Below are 17,766 nucleotides of genomic sequence, written 5' to 3'. Positions count from 1 at the left end.
AAGGCTGGCCTCCTCGGCCCGGAGCGGATCATGATGGAGAAGTTTCTTGTCCACACCGCCTGAAGCGACGCTCAAATCCCCGGATTATGCGATCATCGCCATGGTCCAGGGTAGTATAGGCGAGCCGGCTGTCGCGCTCGGGACGAAGGGGCGGTGTCGTTTCTGCGGCCAAACCGAGCCCCGCGCCTTCCGCAACGTTGCCCATACGCTGCCAGACGCGTTCGGCAACAAGTGGGTGACCTCACTCGACGAGTGCGACGCCTGCAACGCCAGCTTCGGTATGTTCGATGACGCGCTCGTCAAAAGCATGGGCGCGATCCTCACAGTCGGCGGCACGCAGGGCAAAGGCAACAAAGTACGTCAGACCGGCCGCAGCGACGGCCCGGCCTCGATCCGCCACCGGATATCGACGGCAAACGGTCGATATCGATGCGCACAAACGGAACGCCGTTCGCGGATCATTTCGGGGTGAAGCCGAAAACAGGCGAGTTGGTATTTCGCATCCCCGGCGGGACCGAGCGCTTCATCCCAGCCAGAGCCTATAAAGCGCTCGTCAAGATGGCGGTGGCGCTGCTGCCGGCGGATGAGCTGCCGAACTTCACGAAGATCATCGCCTGGCTTCATTCCACCGACGACGATCTCCTGCCGCACATGATTGTCGGCATTTCCTTTTCGACCATCGGCAATTCACCGCCGCTGCTCGCGGCCGCGCTCCTGCGACGGACGTCCGGCAACCTCGACACGCCCTATATGCTGTTCGTCACGACGATGGGTTCGGTGTGCCTGCAGATCGTGCTTAAGGCCGACAGCCAAGACGGTGAATGGCCGTCCCGGCTTCGCACCCGCCCCAATATTCGTTGGACGAACATCCTGGCGCCGACGGGCGAAGAGCCGCTTGCGCTTGTCTATGATTATCCTGTCCATCTGGACTGGGGACGTGCCGGCCTTGAGCCACCAGTGATTGAGGCGATCGTTACCGCCGTCCATCCGCAGACTGGCCAGGGGCATATGTCCGCGGTGCTGCGCAAGAGCGCGCTCGCGCCATCACCGTCATGATCCTGTCCGGTCAGGCGGCGCGCTTTGTCGGAAATTCAGGCTTTCGCCCATAAGCGGCGCCGCGCCCTGTGGGTCGCGTAGTCGCTGCGGGCGTAGAGTAGGAAAAGGCCGCAGAGGGCGGCCAACGGCGGTTTGGCGGAACGCGAGGGATTCGAACACATACCCGAAGAAATCTTCTGGCGCTCGGCGGCTCCATAAGCAATGTCGGCTTTCAGGAAGACTCAGTGTCAGTCGAACGGCCGGAATGATGCGCTTAGCCGCCAGGCGGCAATGGGGCCGTGAGCGGTCGGTCAGCTTACGGTGAGGTGCTGCCGAAAAACAGGCATTACTTTGACGGCTCTACACAGCCGGAGTGTCACTCCTCCCGGAACGCGCGCGCTATCTGATCGGCCAGAGGTTTCACCAGGTAGGACAGCATGGTGCGGCTGCCGGTGGAGAAGAACGCCTCGACAGGCATACCCGGCGCCAGGGTCAGGCCTTTCAGTTTTTTCAGTTCAGTGCGCGGCAGGCTGACGCGAACGGTGTAAAAACCCGCGCCGCTGCGCTCATCGACGCTGAGATCGGCAGAGATCTCGTTGACCACCCCGTTCAGTTCCGGCGCCACGCGCTGATTGAATGCCGAGAGCTTCAGCGCAACATCCTGGCCCAGCGAAAGCTGATCGATGTCCTGCGGCGCGATACGGGCCTCTACGGTCAGATCGTCCGCTACGGGCACCACCAGCATGATGACCTCACCTGGTGAAATCACGCCGCCAATGGTGTGGACGGCAAGCTGGTGAACCACCCCATCCTGCGGACTGCGGATGTCGATGCGCTTGAGCTGGTCCTCGGCCGAGACCTTGCGTTCGACGAATTCGGACATTTTGCCCTGGACGTCCCGAAGCTCGGTCGCAACCTCGCTGCGCAGATCCTGATCGACCTGGATGATCTGCAAGCGGGTTTCGGCGATGCGGCCTTTCGATTGCGCAATCGATGCCGTCAGTTGCCCGTGTTCGCCATCGAGCCGAACCGCGTCGCGCTCCAGCGCCGTGAGGCGGTCAATCGAGACAAGCTTCTTGAGCCAGAGCGTACGGATGCTGTCCAGCTCGGTGCCGATCAGCTCTATTTCGCGGCTCTTGGCGGTCCGTTGTTCGGTGAGCCCGGAGGCTTCTTGCGATAGCTGCGCGATACGTTCTTCCAGCTGCGCTTTCTGTCCGGCGCGGGCCTGCCGGCGAAAGTCGAACAGCGACTGTTCTCCGGCCATGGCACGCGCAACGTTGAGGTCATCTCGCCTCGATGTCAGCGAGGCAGGAAAGGCGATTTCGGCATGGTCGTCCCGCTCGGCTTCGAGACGGGCGAGACGTGCCTCGAATTCGTCGAGACCCTTGGTCACGATCGCCAGGTTGGCGCGGGTGACTGTCTCGTCGAGGCGGATCAGCATCTGGCCCGATTTCACGGCATCGCCTTCACGCACCAGGATCTCGCCGACCACGCCGCCGGTGGGATGCTGCACCTTCTTGACGCTGGAATCGACGACCAGCTTTCCCGATGCGATCACGGCGCCGGAAAGCTCGGTGACCGCCGCCAGGCTGCCCGCGCCGCCGACGAGCAGGATGCAGGCAGCCACGCCGCCCAACAGATAGCGCCGGATGGTCCGATCGATGATGGGAGCCGCGGCGGCCATCAGGATACGTTCTCCTCGGGCGCGGACACGACCTTCAAAGGAACGCCACCCGGCCGGGTGACCTTGTTCAAGACCTCGTTCTTCGGTCCGAAGGCCTGGACCCGGCCATTGGCCATCACCAGGACCTGATCGAGGCTCGCCAGCGCGCTTGGACGATGCGCCACCACGACGGCGATGCCGCCACGGGCTCGGACACCTTGGATGGCCTCTGTCAAGGCGGCCTCGCCTTCGGCATCGAGGTTCGAATTGGGCTCATCGAGAATGAGCAGGAACGGGTCGCCATAAAGCGCCCGCGCCAACGCCACTCTTTGCCGCTGGCCGGCCGACAATGCAGATCCCGCCTCGCCGATCCGCGTCTCGTAACCGTCCTCCAAATGAACGATCAGGTCATGCACGCCAGCTGCCCGCGCCGCAGACAATATCTTGTCCGAGGGTGCTTCGGGCTCGAAGCGCGCGATGTTTTCGGCAATCGTGCCGTCGAACAGCTGCACATCTTGCGGCAGGTAGCCGACATGCTTGCCGAGTTCCTCCGGCGACCATTGGTCAAGCGTGGCACCATCGAGCCTCACCGTACCGCGGGCCGGCAGCCAGATGCCGGCAATTGCGCGCACCAGTGAGGATTTACCCGAAGCGCTCGGCCCGATGATGCCGAGACCAGCGCCCTTTTCCAGGGCAAAACCCGCATCCTGCACCACCACACGCCGTTCCCCCGGTGGGGTGACGCTGATGCCTTCGACAACAAGGGCTGAAGCCGGCGCCGGCAGGGAGACGGTCGTCACCGCCTCGGGAAGCAGCGCGAGAAGCTGGGTGAGTCGCGCCCAGGCCTGGCGGGCGTTGACGAAGCCCTTCCAATGCGCGATTGCCAGTTCGATCGGAGCCAGCGCCCGGCCCATCATGATCGAGCTGGCGATCATGATGCCGCCTGTTGCTTCCTGATGGATGACGAGCCAGGCGCCGATCGCCAGGATGCCGGATTGCAGCATCATGCGCAGGATCTTGGAGATGGTTCCGAGCGTGCCGGCAAGATCGCTCGCTTTGGCGTTCGTGCCGAGGTAATCGGCATTGATACCAGCCCAGCGCCCGGCGATGCGCGAGCCAAAACCCATCGCCTGCAGCACCTCGACATTGCGCCGTGTCGCTTCGGCCAAGGTGTTGCGCGCGGCTGCATGTCGATTGGCCTCTTTCGCAGGCTCGCGCGTGCGGGCCTCGGCAAGCAGCGTCAGGCTGAACAGGATGATCGCGCCGGCGAGCGCCGTCATACCGATCCAGAAATGGAAGAGGAAACAGATACCGAGATAGAGCGGCATCCACGGCAGGTCGAAAAGCGCCGTCGGACCGGCACTCGACATAAACGAGCGCACTTGATCTAGATCGCGCAGCGACTGCATGCCGTCGCCCGCGAGCTTGGTGCGCAAGGGCAGCCGCATCAGTGCTGTATAGACCTGGCCGCTTAGCTGGGCGTCGAGACCCATGCCGATGCGCACCAGCAGGCGCGACCGGATGAGCTCGAGCACGCCCTGGAAGACAAACAGCGTGCCGGCAAACACCGCAAGGCCGACCAGCGTCGGCACACTGCGGCCGGGGATGACCCGGTCATAGACCTGCAGCATGAAGAACGAGCCGGTCAGCGCCAATATGTTGACGACGCCGCTCATCAACGCGATGCCGGCGAAGGCACGCCGGAAGGAACCAAGAACCGCCGCGAGGGTTGCTCGCGGCGGTTCGGATGGACGGGACTGCGGCATCGCCTTCAAGTGATTTCCAATTCAGGCATCAGGCGGCGATGAACTGGAAATCGTCTTGGTGCAGGTTCGCCAACGCGACGTTCTTTAGGGTCAGCACATTGCTGGCATCGTGGGTGATCACCGTGTCGGTGCCGACCTGGGCTGCCGCGGCGAGGACAGAAGCGAAATCGGCGAAGACGTCATTTTCGAATTCGACGACGTCCTCCGTTCCGGGCCCGGCAACAAAGTCATTGATCTCCTGATTGCCGAAATTCGGTCCGAAGACGAACGTATCGCCGCCTTCGGTGACGTCGATCGTGACGTGGACACCGTTGGGGGTCATAGTCTGGTCTAGGTGATCGGCGTCGTGCAGGCCGTAGGTCAGCGTATCGGTGCCAACGAACCCTTCATCGGGCTGATAGACATAGGAATCCGACGCACTGCTCCAGGAGATGGTGCCGTGTTCCGGCTGCACCCAGATATAGTGCTCGGCATTGGCCCCGCTGGGAATGACATCGTTGGCCATCAGGTTCAGGATGATCGGCGTATCCTCACGCGTGGACAGCGAGTCATCATTGCCGACCCATGTATCGGGGTCGGTCCCGCCTTGCGTGACCTCAATCGAGACATGCACGCCATTGGGCGTCATGGTCTGGTCAAGATGGTCGGCATCGTGCAGACCGTAGGTAAGCGTGTCGGTACCGACAAATCCAGCGTCCGGTTCATAGACGTAGGAATTGTCGGCACTGCTCCAGTGGACCGTGCCATGCTCGGGCTGCACCCAGATGAAGTGCTCGGCGTTGGCGCCGGCCGGGATGACGTCGTTGGCCATCAGGTTGAGCACAAGCGCTGTGCCTTTCGTTGTGGAAAGCGCATCGTCGGTGCCAATCCATTCTGCTGGCTGGGCCGGGCCAATCGTCAGCGACAGCGTGTCGGACACCTGCAGGGCGCCATCGGACGCCGTGACGATGACATTGATCGCACCTTCGGACCCTGACGGCGGCTCACCCGACAACGTACGCGTAATCGCATCGAAGGTCAGCCAGGAAGGAAGAGCGGATCCATCGGCCAGTTTGGCCGACAGCGTCAGCGATTGCCCGTCGGGATCGGAGAAGGTGTTTGCCGGCAGCACCGCACTGAAAGACGCGCCTTCCGGGGTTTCGTAATCCGGCAGCGCATTGGCAACGACGGGCGTATGAGCCCGGGCTGTAAAATCGGCCTTGGCCCAGATCGTGCCGTTGGCGAAGCGCACCGTCTCGACACCACGATCCCAGTTCGGATCGCCAGTCCCGGCAAGTGTTATCCGGCCACCGTCGGCGGCACCGACTGCGCTTTCGCCGATGACAAGGACGACGTCGTTGCCGGCCACGAGATCGAATGTCACCGATGATGGATCGATGCCGTTCAGGATCAGTGTGTCATTGCCGCCGAAGGTGTAATAGCCATTGGCCTCGTTGATGATGTCGTTGCCGTTGCCTCGGTTGTAGATGTAGGTGTCGTCACCCAGGCCACCGATCAACGTATCGTTGCCGGGTCCAGCCTGGAACGTATCGCTCGAATTGAAGCCGGTGATCGTGTCGTCGCCTGATGTATTGGCCCCATCGAGATAGCGCGTCTTGAGATCCGTCTTGGACCAAACCGTGCCGTCATCGAACCGCACTGTTTCGATACCGCGATCCCAGTTTGCGTCGCCGGACCCGACAAGCGTGATCCGACCGCCGTCGCCGGTGCCAGGAGCGCTATCGGCAATGACGACAACTATATCGCCATCGAGAAGATCGAAGCTCACTGATGCCGGCGTTACATTGTGCAGGATCAGCGTATCGTTGCCGCCGAAGGTGTAATAGGCGTTGCCCTCATGGACGATGTCGTTGCCGTCGCCCCGGTTGTAGATGTAGGTGTCGTCGCCAAGGCCACCGATCAGCGTATCGTTACCGGCGCCGGCGTGGAATGTGTCGCCCGAATTGAAACCGGTGATCGTGTTGTCGCCGGCAGTGTTGATCCCGTCGAGGTATCGCGTTTTCAGATCGGTCTTGGACCACGCCGTACCGTCGTCGAAACGCACGGACTCTATGCCACGATCCCAGTTTGCATCGCCTGTTCCAACAAGTGTGATCCGCCCACCATCTCCCGCACCCGGCGCGCTTTCGCCGATAATGAGAATGAGATCTCGGTCGGTTGTAAGATCGAAGGTGACCGATGACGGTGTCACATCGTGCAGGATCAGGGTGTCGTTACCGCCAAATGTGTAATAGGCATTGCCCTCGTTGACGATGTCGTTGCCGTCGCCACGATTGTAGATGTAGGTGTCGTCACCCAGGCCGCCGTTCAACGTGTCGTTGCCGAGACCGCCCTGGAAGGTTTCGGACGCGTTTGTTCCGTTGAGCACGTCGTCGCCATCCAACGAACCGGACGCAAGAGACAGCTCGCGCAAGGCGGTCCTGTCCCAGATCGTCCCGTCGTCGAACTCGACTGTCTCTATGCCATTCTGAACATTGTCAGTGCCCGATCCGACCAGGCTTATCTGGCCACCGTCCCCTTCCCCCGAAACGCTCTCGGCAATCTTGAGAATGATGTCGTTGCCGGAGCGGAATACCGTCACGGAAGACGTAGTTATGCCGTGCAGCACAGCCCGATCCGTACCGCTGGCATAGACACCGGCGGTGGTGTCATCGAACACATCGTTGCCGTCGCCGCGGCTGTAGGCATAGGTGTCGTTGCCTGCCCAACCGGTAAGGGTGTCGTTGCCATGGCCGCCGGTAAGCGTCTCGTCACCATTGGTGCCGACGATGGTGTCGTTGCCTGTCGTCGTCTGGCGGTCCACGATAAGCTGACGCAGTTCGGTGCGTGTCAGCGTCTGGTCGCCGAATTCGAAGAACTCGATCTGGTCCAGCAAGGGCAGGCTGAGCACCTCTCCTGTCTGCGTCAGCGTGAACGTGGCGCCGTTCATCGTCGCACCGGTCACGGCTATGGCAACATCTGTCGCATCGATGCCGGCGCCGAACCTGATCCTGTCCTGGTCGGTGCTGACCCAGATGGAATCCGAGCTTTCCGAAATCGTGTCGTTGCCGTCGCCATAGCCGAACACATAGGTATCGGCCCCGCCAGCGCCATCCAGCAGGTCGTCGCCGGCGCCGCCATAGATGGTGTCGTCGCTCCAAAAGCCTTTGATGGTATCGTTGCCGGAGGTCGCCTGCGACGCGATCAGTTGAGCAATGACGTCGGACTTGGTCAGGACAGTGTTGTCCTCGAAAACGAACTGCTCGACATCATACCAGGTGAACCAATTCCAGAGGGCGTTCTGGCCATAAATGGTCAGGGTTTCGCCCGTCGCATTCAACGTCGCCACGAGATCGCTGCGATCGGCGCCGATGGAGAAAGTGACGTCGCCGACGCCTATGCCGGTACCGAAGCGAACCGTGTCGTTGTCGCCCGACAAAACGACTTCCAGACTCTCGTGAATGGAATCGTGTCCGTCGCCATAGCCGAACAGATAGGTGTCGTCGCCGTCGCCGCCAGCCAGAATGTCGTTACCGGCGCCACCGGCGATGGTATCGTTCCATGGAGATCCGTAGATTTCGTCGTCGCCTGGCGTCGCCTGATCGGCAAGATAGCGCGCGACGAAATCGGTCTCCGTCCAGACCGTGCCGTCGGCGAAATGTATTTCCTCGATCCCGTCCGGTCGCCAGTTGATGTTGGTGTGCCAGAACTGGCTCATCAACCGGATTGAGCCGCCGTCAGACATGTTGATGATCAGGTCGTTGGCAGCAGCCGGGTCACGGCTGAAGTGGACGTCGTCGGCATCGATGCCGGCTAACTCTATGATATCGAAGCTGCCGCCAAGGGGGGCCTGGCCGTTGTCCCAGATGCTGTCATGTCCATCGCCAAGCGTATAGCGATAGATGTCGTTGCCGTTGCCGCCGCTCATGAAATCATCGCCGAGGCCGCCCTCGAGGATGTCATAACTGCTGAAAGCATAGATGGTATCGTTGCCGTCAGTGCTTGCACGGTCGAGCATCTCAAGTTGCAGATCGACCCACGACAGCGAATGCGCCTGGCCCGCACGGTCGACATAGTTGAAATTATCGATGCGGTTGAAATAGACGACATCGGGTATGAACGGGTAGATGGCGTAGAACTGGTTGACGATCGTCACGTCGCTGCCGTCGGCAAGCCGCAGCGTCAGATCCCACGAATTGCCGTCCCTCAGAAGCTGCAGCTCTTCGAGATTGAAGCGCGTGGTGAAGGTCAGCGCGTCGCCATCCAGGCCGCCGAAAATGTTGCCGGCGCCATCGTCGATGCGATCGTGACCATAGCCCGCGCCAAACAGATAGGTATCGTTGCCATTGCCGCCCTGGGCAAAGTCGTTTCCACGGCCGAGATCGATCCTGTCATCGGCGTTGAAGCCATAGATATTATCGTCGCCATCGGTCGATTGATAGTCGATGAGGCGGTCCATGATCTGCCGCTCGGTGATCGACGAGCCGTCGGTGAAGACGATGTACTCGATGCTGCTGGTGAAGAACTCGGGATAGAACGCCGGATAAATCTTGTCGTTTGCGCCCTCAACGACAATCTGGTCGCCGAGATTGCCGTAGTTAATGGTGTAATCGCTGGAATTGCCTTCCCGGGTGAACGAGACGTTGGCGGCGGTGATGCCGGCGCCGAAATAGATCGAATCCGCCATCGAGCGGAACGGATTGCTCTCGAAATCATGGATCACGTCATGGCCGTCGCCAAGGTCGAAGCGGTAGATGTCGAAGTCGCCGCCGCCTTCGAGCCGGTCGTCGCCCTTACCGCCCCAGATGTAGTCAGTGTCGTTCGAGCCGGTAACGGTGGTGCTGCCGGCATCGACCGTCGCCGCCTCGCGGGTCAGGTCGGCGTCGTTCCAGGTCGTGCCGTCGGCGAAAACGATCTGGTCGATCCCTGAAACCGGCCAGGCGTTGCCGATCAGGTCGCTCGGCCATTCGCCGGCGAACTGGTCCTTGATCGTCACGGTCTCTCCCGTGGCAATCAGGGTCAGCACGAGATTTGAGCCGTCCTGGGTAACGTCGAAATCGGACGCGACATGCTGCGAGAACCGCACCTGATTGCCAGTGCCGTCGGCCAGCACGACCGTATCCTCGATGACGACGTGGCCGAGATTGCGCCCGAAGACGTAGGCGTCTGCCCCGGCCTTACCGGAGACGTTGGTCTCGTCACCATTGAGGTAGAACAGGTCGATGTCGTTGCTGCCGACTACATCGCCGCTGGCGGCGATGATCGCTTCGCCCGGCAGGCCAATGGCGGTCGCGACGTCGACGAAGTCCAGTGTCGATCCGGCCGTTTCATAGCCATCGACGACATTCTGCAGCAGGAACGGGTTCGAGTTCTGCAGAAAGGCCTCGCCGCGCTGGAAATTGCCGATGACGTAGTCGAGCAGCGGCTTCCAGTCATGCAGCCAGTCGATCGGATCGGCCTGTGTTCCCGCTTCGGCGATGATCTTTTCGAATGACCCGCCGAGTTGCCGCAGATGATTGGTGGCGACGAACACATTGGCATCGGCGTCGTAGGCGAGATCGCTGAAATAGCTGGACAGCGGGCCGCCCTGCACCGCGACCCGGACGGCCAGTTGCTTGTAGCCTTCCTCCATGCGGGTGATCGTCTCGATCAGCGTCGTGACGGGCGCCGATTGCGGCGCCGGCCGCTGGTAGAAGACGGACAGGTCCGTGCCCGTGTAGCGCTCGAAGAAGGCCAGGTCTTCGCCCTGCACCCACTCGAGAACCGTACCGGGCGTAAGGCCGAGGTCGCCGGTGGCACCGTCGATAACTGGCCGGGGCGTGCCACTGACCGATCCCGCCTGATAACTTATGAGGCCGCCATCGGTGCCTTTCAAATTGTTCCATGCGGAGGCCGCGTCGAGTTCGTAGGCGTCGCCCGTGCCGAACAAGCCATCGTAGAGATCGTGCCAGTCGCCGATCGCCGAACCGGTCGACAGATCGGAATCATGGCTATGCACGATCCTGGCGCCGCTGGCGAATTCGACCGTGGTCAGCGTGATCGTGCTGCCGTCCGTGTCCAGCACGGTCGATCGCGTACCGCCCCAGACATAATCGACGATCTGGCCGCCGACGCGCACCACCAGCAGGTCGGGCAGGTCCTCGAGCCCGGTGACGATGGCGCCGGCGTCGTTACGCACGGGCGCCGCATTGCCCCAGATCTGGGCGATCGGGCGCACCGCGGCGGCGAGGGCCTCAAGGTCGTTGGTGTCGAAGGCCGCCAGCAGATCCTCGATGGCAGCCGCGCGGTCATGTGCCGCCTGCTGCTGGACCGGATCAGCGGGGTTTTGCATATAGCTGATCGCCGAGCGCAGATCGGTCAGCATGCCGAAGCCCTTGAGGTTTGGCAGGGCGGCCGCCTCGGTGGTGACCGTGATCGGCGGACCGTCATAGCGGGTGTTCATATCGTCGATGTTGAACAGCACCTCGCCGACGGTTCCCGTCGAGCCGTCGGCCCGGGTAAAGGTCGAGGTTCCGATGACATGGTTGCCGTTGATGGTGTCGAGGATCACGGCTTCGCCGTTCGGGCCGATTTCGACGGCGCCGTTGCCGGCTGTGGGCAGAGTGAACGAGACGATGCCGTGCTGGCCGACCGTCTTCAGTTCGGCCGCCTCGGAAATCAGATTGCCGTTGAAATCCTGCCAGACGAGCAGGCTGCCGAACGTGTCGGAGCCGTTGACGATGCCATCGCCATTGAAGTCAGCGAGACCGTTATCGGCGGCATCGACGATGCCGTCGTGATTGCCGTCGAGCGCAGCCAAAATGCTGTAGCCATAGGTGTCGCCGTAGCCGAACAACTCGCCGCCGCCATCGATGACGCCATTGCCGTTGATGTCGCGCGCCAGCATGCCATCATCGGGCTTCGCCCAGGCGGTGCGCTCGGAATAGAGGTCGAAGTCGACGTCGAAACGCGCCGACGTCCCGGTGCGCATGGTCAGTTCGAGCCCGTCGCCATCGAGGTCGAGCACCAGCGGATCGGCTGTCTCGGGGCCGCAGGCGCCGGTGAGCATACGCAGCTGAAGGTCGACCAGACTCCAGAGATCAATTTCATTGGCCATCTTGGGCCGCTCGTCCATCAGCCGGTACGACGTGATGGTGATTTCCGCGAGAAGGATGTTGCCGGGTCCGGTGCCGGCACCAAATTCCCCGCCTTGCACCTGCTGCTGCCAACCCTCGATGAACATGTGGGGATCGCGCCCGTCAGCCGGGATCATCCATGGATTGATAACGAGCAGGTCGCCATCCTGGTTGATGCCATACTGCACGCCATAGGCGCCGACCGCGTAGGGCGATTCCGAAGCGGAATTCTTCCAGCCCCCATAGAGGTTGAGCGTGCCGAACAGCGTCAGCCGATCGTCGGCGTCGAAACCCTGAACGAGGATGCCGGGCTGCAGCCAGACCTTGTCCTGGCCATCGCCGAGTTCAACGATCGACCCGTATTGCGCGCCGACGAACACGTCGTCCTGGTTCGTCAGGACAATCCTGTCGGCGCCTTCGATGCGCAGATTGTCGACGTTGCCCTTTCCAGTAAGCAGCCCGAACTCCGTTTCAATGCCTCCAAGCTGCGAAATGCCGCCAGTGAGCAGGCCCTGTTCGCGCTCTGTCGTGAGGCCGTTGAAATAGACCAGACCATGGCCGACGCCGGAGTAGTCGACAGTGTCGACATTGTGAATGAAGGCATCTTCGTCGAGGATGTCGCCGGGTTTCAACTCGGACTGGACACGGCGCGACGTGCCCATGTCGATGATGATTTCCGCATCGAGCGAATTGTCGGTAACGCGTACGATATCTGCATTGTCGGACAGTTCGACGCGTTCAATCGAAACCAATGTATCAGTGCCGGAGGTATGGTTGGCCTCCATGTCGCGGACGACGATTTCTATGCTTTTATGACCTTCCTCGGAAACAGTTTCCAGCCGCTCGACGATGACGCCGCTTCGGTTTTCCACCGCGGGTTCATGCGTCACTGGATCGATCAGGTCAGGGGATTGGGCGCCTGAATAATACTTTATCGTGTCGGTATCATCCGAGCCATGGTTTCCAAGAACCCACTGGCTCCAGGGGGTCGCGCGGTCGGCGCCTCCGACATAGGTGTCGTCATAGTCACCGCCGCTAGGCGAGCCCGAGTTGGCCATACCGGGCAATGCGATGAATGTGTCGTCTCCCTTGCCTCCAGCCAGAAAATCTTGGCCTGCCCCGCCCACAAACGTGTCGTTTCCGTCACCGCCGAAAAGGATGTCCGATCCACGGCCACCTTCTAAAAAGTCATCGCCCGCCCCACCAACCAAGACGTCGTCACCTGCCAGACCGACAAGGTGATCGCCGCCGGCGCCACCCACGAGAGCTGAATTGAGATCAACGCCGTTGTGGGTCTGCGCATGAATTGTAACACCCGTACCCCCTTGAGCGTCAAACCCGTAGTATTGGATCTTCTTGATAGCAGTCTCTCGGGCGGTATCATCACCAGTATCCCAGATTGTCCTGACTGCGCTCTCAAGGAGAGAGGTCGCATCGGCGTCCGGGTTGCCTGACGACGCCAGCCCCTGATACACGGCATTTAGCGCGAATTGCCTTGGTTGCTCCTTTTCCAAGGTGCTCAGCCCCACTGAGTTGGGCGCTACATAGTCAATGACGGCGTTGATCTCGGCCGAAAACTCGACTGACAGAACACCAGATTCGACCAGACCTGACTTAAGAATCCCGGTGGATGTGCCACCTCCGACCGTGCCCGCGCCCTCTGTTTTGGCAAAGCGGTCGGCGTACCAAGTGGCCAACTGCGCAAGCTGAATCTGGGCCTCGCCAGTAGAAACATATGACTGGGGCGCTTGGTGCAAGATGCCGTTCAACTCACGCGTATCGTCGGCTAAAGCGTCCAATCCGCCCTGCGCAGCCAATCCATGATCGGGGTTTGTCGAATTGAAAGCAGGATCATCGGAAAGCCTGATACGAACCGCATAACGAGCGTTAAGCTGCGCTATCAGCGTTGCATCGGTGACCTCAACGCCGATTTCGGTCTCGGTGTTGTGTCGCCATCCAACGACGTCGTCGTTCTCGCCGATGATTGGAGTGAACCCGTCAATATTATATGGATCACCTGCCAGGCTGGGGACTTCGTGCGTGACGGCATATTCGTAGATACGCGTGATTATATCTGCAATGACTGACGACGGAACTTGAGCATTCACCGCGGAGATGGCCTGTTCGGCCGTTAGACCAAACTTTGCCATGACATCGTAAGTTGACTTCGCGTTTGCTGCTATAAACTTGTCATAGTCGAGGGGGTTGTTCGCGATTCGTTGACCAACGGTATCGCCCGGGGTCCCGGATAGTGGAAAATTCCAATAGTAGAACGCACCGCCCCAACCACCATATGTTTGCCCACCGCCCAATACGGCCTGACCGACATCTCTTTTTACGATCTCCTCAATCGACGGCATCACGCTATTGGAGATCACATCCTCCAGGACTGATCTACCTATGAATGTCGAATTTTGCTGAATATCGAAGTCAGTGATGCCATCGAATAGGAAACCATATCTTGTAACACCGCGAACGAAATTGGCAGCTTCGCTTGTCGAATCATTGATATTGATCTCGCTAGCTTTCGTCAGCCAGTACGCTGCTGATGAAGAAGAAGAGTCAGCTTCTATCGCCGATCGAATGAAAATATAACCTGCCCAGAAATTATCCTGTCCATTATTTGTGATAGCCTTTAACGTCTCTACTTGATCGTCCGACAGAGCAACCATAACACAGGTCTCCCATGTGAATATAATTCTACTTCTTCGGAAGCTTCCAGCGCATGAGGAGCGTCCTGATGCCCAGAGATGCCTGTTGATACTTTCTGAAAACCTCCCTGCGTATTGCGAATTGTGCAGTCAGATTCATGTCTTTTAGATCGAGGTATGCTTGGCAGTATGTCGGCATACATGATAATAAAAGGCTATCCGTGTCATTCCTCAAATAATACTGGTCGTTGTAATTTGTGGTGTACTTTGTTTGAATTTTCGAAAGCCCATCAATATTTATAATACTAAGATTATCTTTGCGAGATATTCTAAGTAATTTGTCAATTCTTTGGTCAGCAGTACTTTCCTTCAGCGGATACTCTTGGTCGTAATACTGTATTCCCGTAACTCTAATAATTGAGTCATCCGGCCCGGGATTCGGCCTATCCGTTTCAACCGGATGGAACTCCGGCATTCCCCAAAGGTCCCGCTCCGGCGCCTTCAGGTCCGGTATCCAGAATATAATCCCGACCGACTTACGGTTCGGATTGCAATTGAGATGAGTGGAGAACGGCCGGGGATAGATGTAAGCCCATGGTATCTCGAATTTCAGCAGCCCGAGGTTGATCGCGACAGGGTGCGCGGGGTCGATCAGGCGCCTGCGCTCAGCTTCCTTCGTCAGATGCCCAGGCTCGGCGCTGAGATCTGGTTCCGTGCAAGGCAGCTTGTAGACATCTTCCGCCGTTTCAGCGGCGAATGCTCTTGGTACTAGCAAATAAAAAGTCAGTAGCGCGACCACAGATGGCAGACGCAATCGATTCTTCGACCTTGCCCGCAATGGGTTCCTCGACGCCACACTTCTAGCTCTGCTCCTAAACAGAGATATCTCAATATCCGGGAAAAGCGCCGATGCAAATGTCCCAGCCCGGGCCGCACAATGAGCAGACCGGTCGGCCACAGCACGTTTAGACGATGCCGGTTCCCACTCGCATATGCCTCCAGCCATGCCAAGCGTGACGCCCGACACCATTAAACCCTCGCCGCTTTTCATGGGCGCGCGACGATCACCGTCGCGTTACCCCCGCAGCAAATTTGGTAACATAACCGAGAGCAAGTGTTAAGGGCCTCGCGGGAAAACAACTTAAGAAATTCTTGTTTCTTTCTATGAGTAACGCCTAATTTATGCCTCTATCTACTGTACATGTCTGGATGAGGCGGGCTTCCGCTCGCCGATAGCAATATTTCCCAGATTGAAGGCCGTGCGGAAAAATATTCCGCCAACAGGCGGCCAACGCTGCTATTTCCAAAACTTACGACGGCACGGGCGCACGCTTTTCACTGAGCTTTTCCAGTATTTCCTTGTCGACCAATTGCCGGACCATCGGATGAACGTGCACCGGCGCGCCCTTGGAGAGCTGGCCGAAACTGATCAGCACGCTGGTGGCCAGCGCGCGGTTGGCGGCAACCACGTCGAGCAGCCAGACGATGTCGCCGCTGTCCCAGTCATTGCCCTTGAGTCTCACGGAAAAATTGCCGGCGCGGGCCTGCTCCTCGATCCTGGCGCCGACGGCCTCCGACACCTTTGCCCAGATCGCCAAGCCCACCATCGGCCCCTCATCGCCGGACGCCGGAAGCTTGCCGGAGGCAATCGCGATGCGGTCGCGCAGCAGCGGTTCCAGCACCAACCACTCAAGGTCCGAGATTGACAGGTTGCGATAACGCGGCGTCGCCATCAACGCCATGGTGACCTGGGAAAACGCGGTGGCGAGCTTGCTGCGCATCTCGCGCAGTTTCGCCTGGGCCTCGGCAGACAACTGGGGCCGCGCCGCCTTGACTTCGGCGGTCGCGGCGCTACCCCTGCCGGGTTCGCTCCCACCGCCAGTCTGCTTCGACGATGTTTTTGGTACCTCGCCATTGCCGCTCTTTTCGTTCGCCATCAGATCCTCGCCACGCCTGCAGTTTCGGTTCGGCCATGGTTGCTGCAACCACCGTCGGGGTCAACAACCGAACTGTCGACTCCGATAGGCGTAAAGGATGTCCGTTGCTATGGCCTTGCGCCAAACCATTCCGCCCGGCAATGAATCACTTTCCGTATATCGGCCGAGCCGAGCTCAAATCGCAATCAAACGCGATCTCGGAAATGATGCGCGTACTTGAGTGATCCAGATTGCGGTATTGCCCCAGGTCCTTAAATCGGTGCCAACTGCGCCTGCGGCTCTACGTTCGACAGAACCTTGGTTTGCTGAGGTGGACATAGGTTGGCTAACCGGGCCCTGTTCCGCCCCCGGCACTCTGCCTCGCACGGGTTGTTCTCAAGATCAGCTTCCGTCGCAACCGTGACCGCCCGTTTGGTCGCGGCAATATCCGCTTTGGGCGACCGCAAAGCTGACCTGGACGGCCGATATTAGGCGCAAAGCTGCCGTTCGCGTCGGGATAGCTTTTCGAGCCGGACTCGCTCATTCCCTACGGTCTGTGCAGCACCGAGACACGCCCATCACGCCCGACACTGTAGAAAATATCGCATGCTCTCCGAGTGGGGGGAAAGGCGGTAGCGCTCTCCCGACTCGAACCCCCGATGGCGAGCGAACCTCCCCGATGATCAAGTTTGACCCGAAGTGTGATCAGACGTCCCAATCTCTTGAACACGCAGCTTCATTCGACTGGAGGAGCACGACACAAGTTCGAAGCTTCCAGGGACCCCAGTCAAACTGGATGTTCTATGGACAATTTCGTCCTGGTGGCATGGCTCGACGCCGCTGCACCTGACACAGCGTTCCGGGTCGCCCGTCAGCGTAAGAGCCCATCGCTATCGAAGTCTTCCCATCCGCGTAACTTGGGGCGGGTCACCTCATCGCGGCTTTTGTCGGTATCATTTGCAGCCCCGCCGTCCCTCTTTTGCGAGCGCTTCAGCGCCGACTTTGCGGCGGCCCGTCGCCGGTTCTCGGCGGCCGTGGCCGCGTCTTCCTCGCGCCAGACGGTGACCAGGTCGCGGTCGAGCACATCTTCGATCTGGCGTGGATCGAACACGTGAAAGGTGATCTTGCTTGCGCGGCCACGAAGTTTGACCGTCCTGGTCCCGGTGCTCTGCAAGCGACCGTCCTTCAGCCAGCGGTGCCGCTCGCCGGAGGAGATCGTCAGGATGTCCTCGACCTCGCGAGGGATTACCGGCAAATCTTCGATAGCCTGCATGGCTTTGGACACAATCGCCGCTGCCGCTCCAATGTCGGCATCCGTGCCCTCCGGCAGGCGCAGGGTCAGCACGCGGGATTCGATATGGAGCAACTTTTTCAAGGGCACTGGAAGGCGCGCGCGGATCTCGAGAAAAATGCCCCTCGCCCGTACTGACGATCCAAGCGTTGCAGCCGCAGACAACGGCCACTCCGCTACTTTTTTTGCGGTCGGGGCGATTTTTCGGCGCTCAGGCATGCCAGCTAAATAGGACTCTTTCAGATTAGCTTCTAGATGGATGAACTTCATGCAGTTGAGCAACGCCGGGCCATCCTCAGGGTTCTCCGCATTGGCGCCATGCATGTTGGAGATGATGAAATCGAGGACTC

General features: G+C 59.8%; 8 protein-coding genes. 2 read left to right on the top strand and 6 right to left on the bottom strand.

Going from position 1 to position 17,766, the window contains the following annotated elements; all coding sequences use genetic code 11:
- The first annotated feature begins 46 nt into the window (after positions 1 to 46).
- Both FJ964_RS31235 and FJ964_RS31230 read left to right on the top strand, forming a co-directional pair.
- Positions 47 to 472, top strand: a complete 426-nt coding sequence (locus FJ964_RS31235; protein WP_210243391.1) for an HNH endonuclease — start codon at positions 47 to 49, stop codon at positions 470 to 472.
- Positions 469 to 1,056, top strand: coding sequence for a hypothetical protein (locus FJ964_RS31230; protein ID WP_210243390.1), 588 nt, complete (start codon positions 469 to 471; stop codon positions 1,054 to 1,056). The genes FJ964_RS31235 and FJ964_RS31230 overlap by 4 nt, the downstream gene beginning before the upstream one ends.
- 355 nt (positions 1,057 to 1,411) lie before the next feature.
- Here FJ964_RS31230 and FJ964_RS25220 read toward each other — a convergent pair whose 3' ends face one another.
- From FJ964_RS25220 to FJ964_RS25195, 6 genes are all read right to left on the bottom strand, one after another.
- A complete protein-coding gene (locus FJ964_RS25220) occupies positions 1,412 to 2,719 on the bottom strand; it encodes an HlyD family type I secretion periplasmic adaptor subunit (protein ID WP_140552907.1) in 1,308 nt (435 codons plus the stop codon).
- Entirely contained in the window at positions 2,719 to 4,464 is a 1,746-nt protein-coding gene (locus tag FJ964_RS25215; protein WP_140552987.1) for a type I secretion system permease/ATPase, read from the bottom strand. The genes FJ964_RS25220 and FJ964_RS25215 overlap by 1 nt, the downstream gene beginning before the upstream one ends.
- Positions 4,465 to 4,492: 28 nt before the next feature.
- Positions 4,493 to 12,616, bottom strand: coding sequence for a calcium-binding protein (locus tag FJ964_RS25210; RefSeq protein WP_140552906.1), 8,124 nt, complete (start codon positions 12,614 to 12,616; stop codon positions 4,493 to 4,495).
- 1,642 nt (positions 12,617 to 14,258) lie between these two features.
- Entirely contained in the window at positions 14,259 to 15,260 is a 1,002-nt protein-coding gene (locus tag FJ964_RS25205; RefSeq protein ID WP_140552905.1) for a hypothetical protein, read from the bottom strand.
- 259 nt (positions 15,261 to 15,519) lie between these two features.
- Complete coding sequence (locus FJ964_RS25200) at positions 15,520 to 16,146, bottom strand: toxin-activating lysine-acyltransferase (RefSeq protein WP_140552904.1); 627 nt, start codon at positions 16,144 to 16,146, stop codon at positions 15,520 to 15,522.
- Between the two features lie 850 nt (positions 16,147 to 16,996).
- Positions 16,997 to 17,635: a hypothetical protein gene (locus FJ964_RS25195; RefSeq protein ID WP_224713264.1), complete on the bottom strand. Its 639-nt coding sequence runs from the start codon at positions 17,633 to 17,635 to the stop codon at positions 16,997 to 16,999.
- Positions 17,636 to 17,766: the final 131 nt, after the last annotated feature.

It is taken from the genome of Mesorhizobium sp. B2-3-2 (assembly GCF_006442295.1).
Classification (GTDB): Bacteria; Pseudomonadota; Alphaproteobacteria; order Rhizobiales; family Rhizobiaceae; genus Mesorhizobium.
This window is presented reverse-complemented; position numbering and strand designations above follow the sequence as displayed.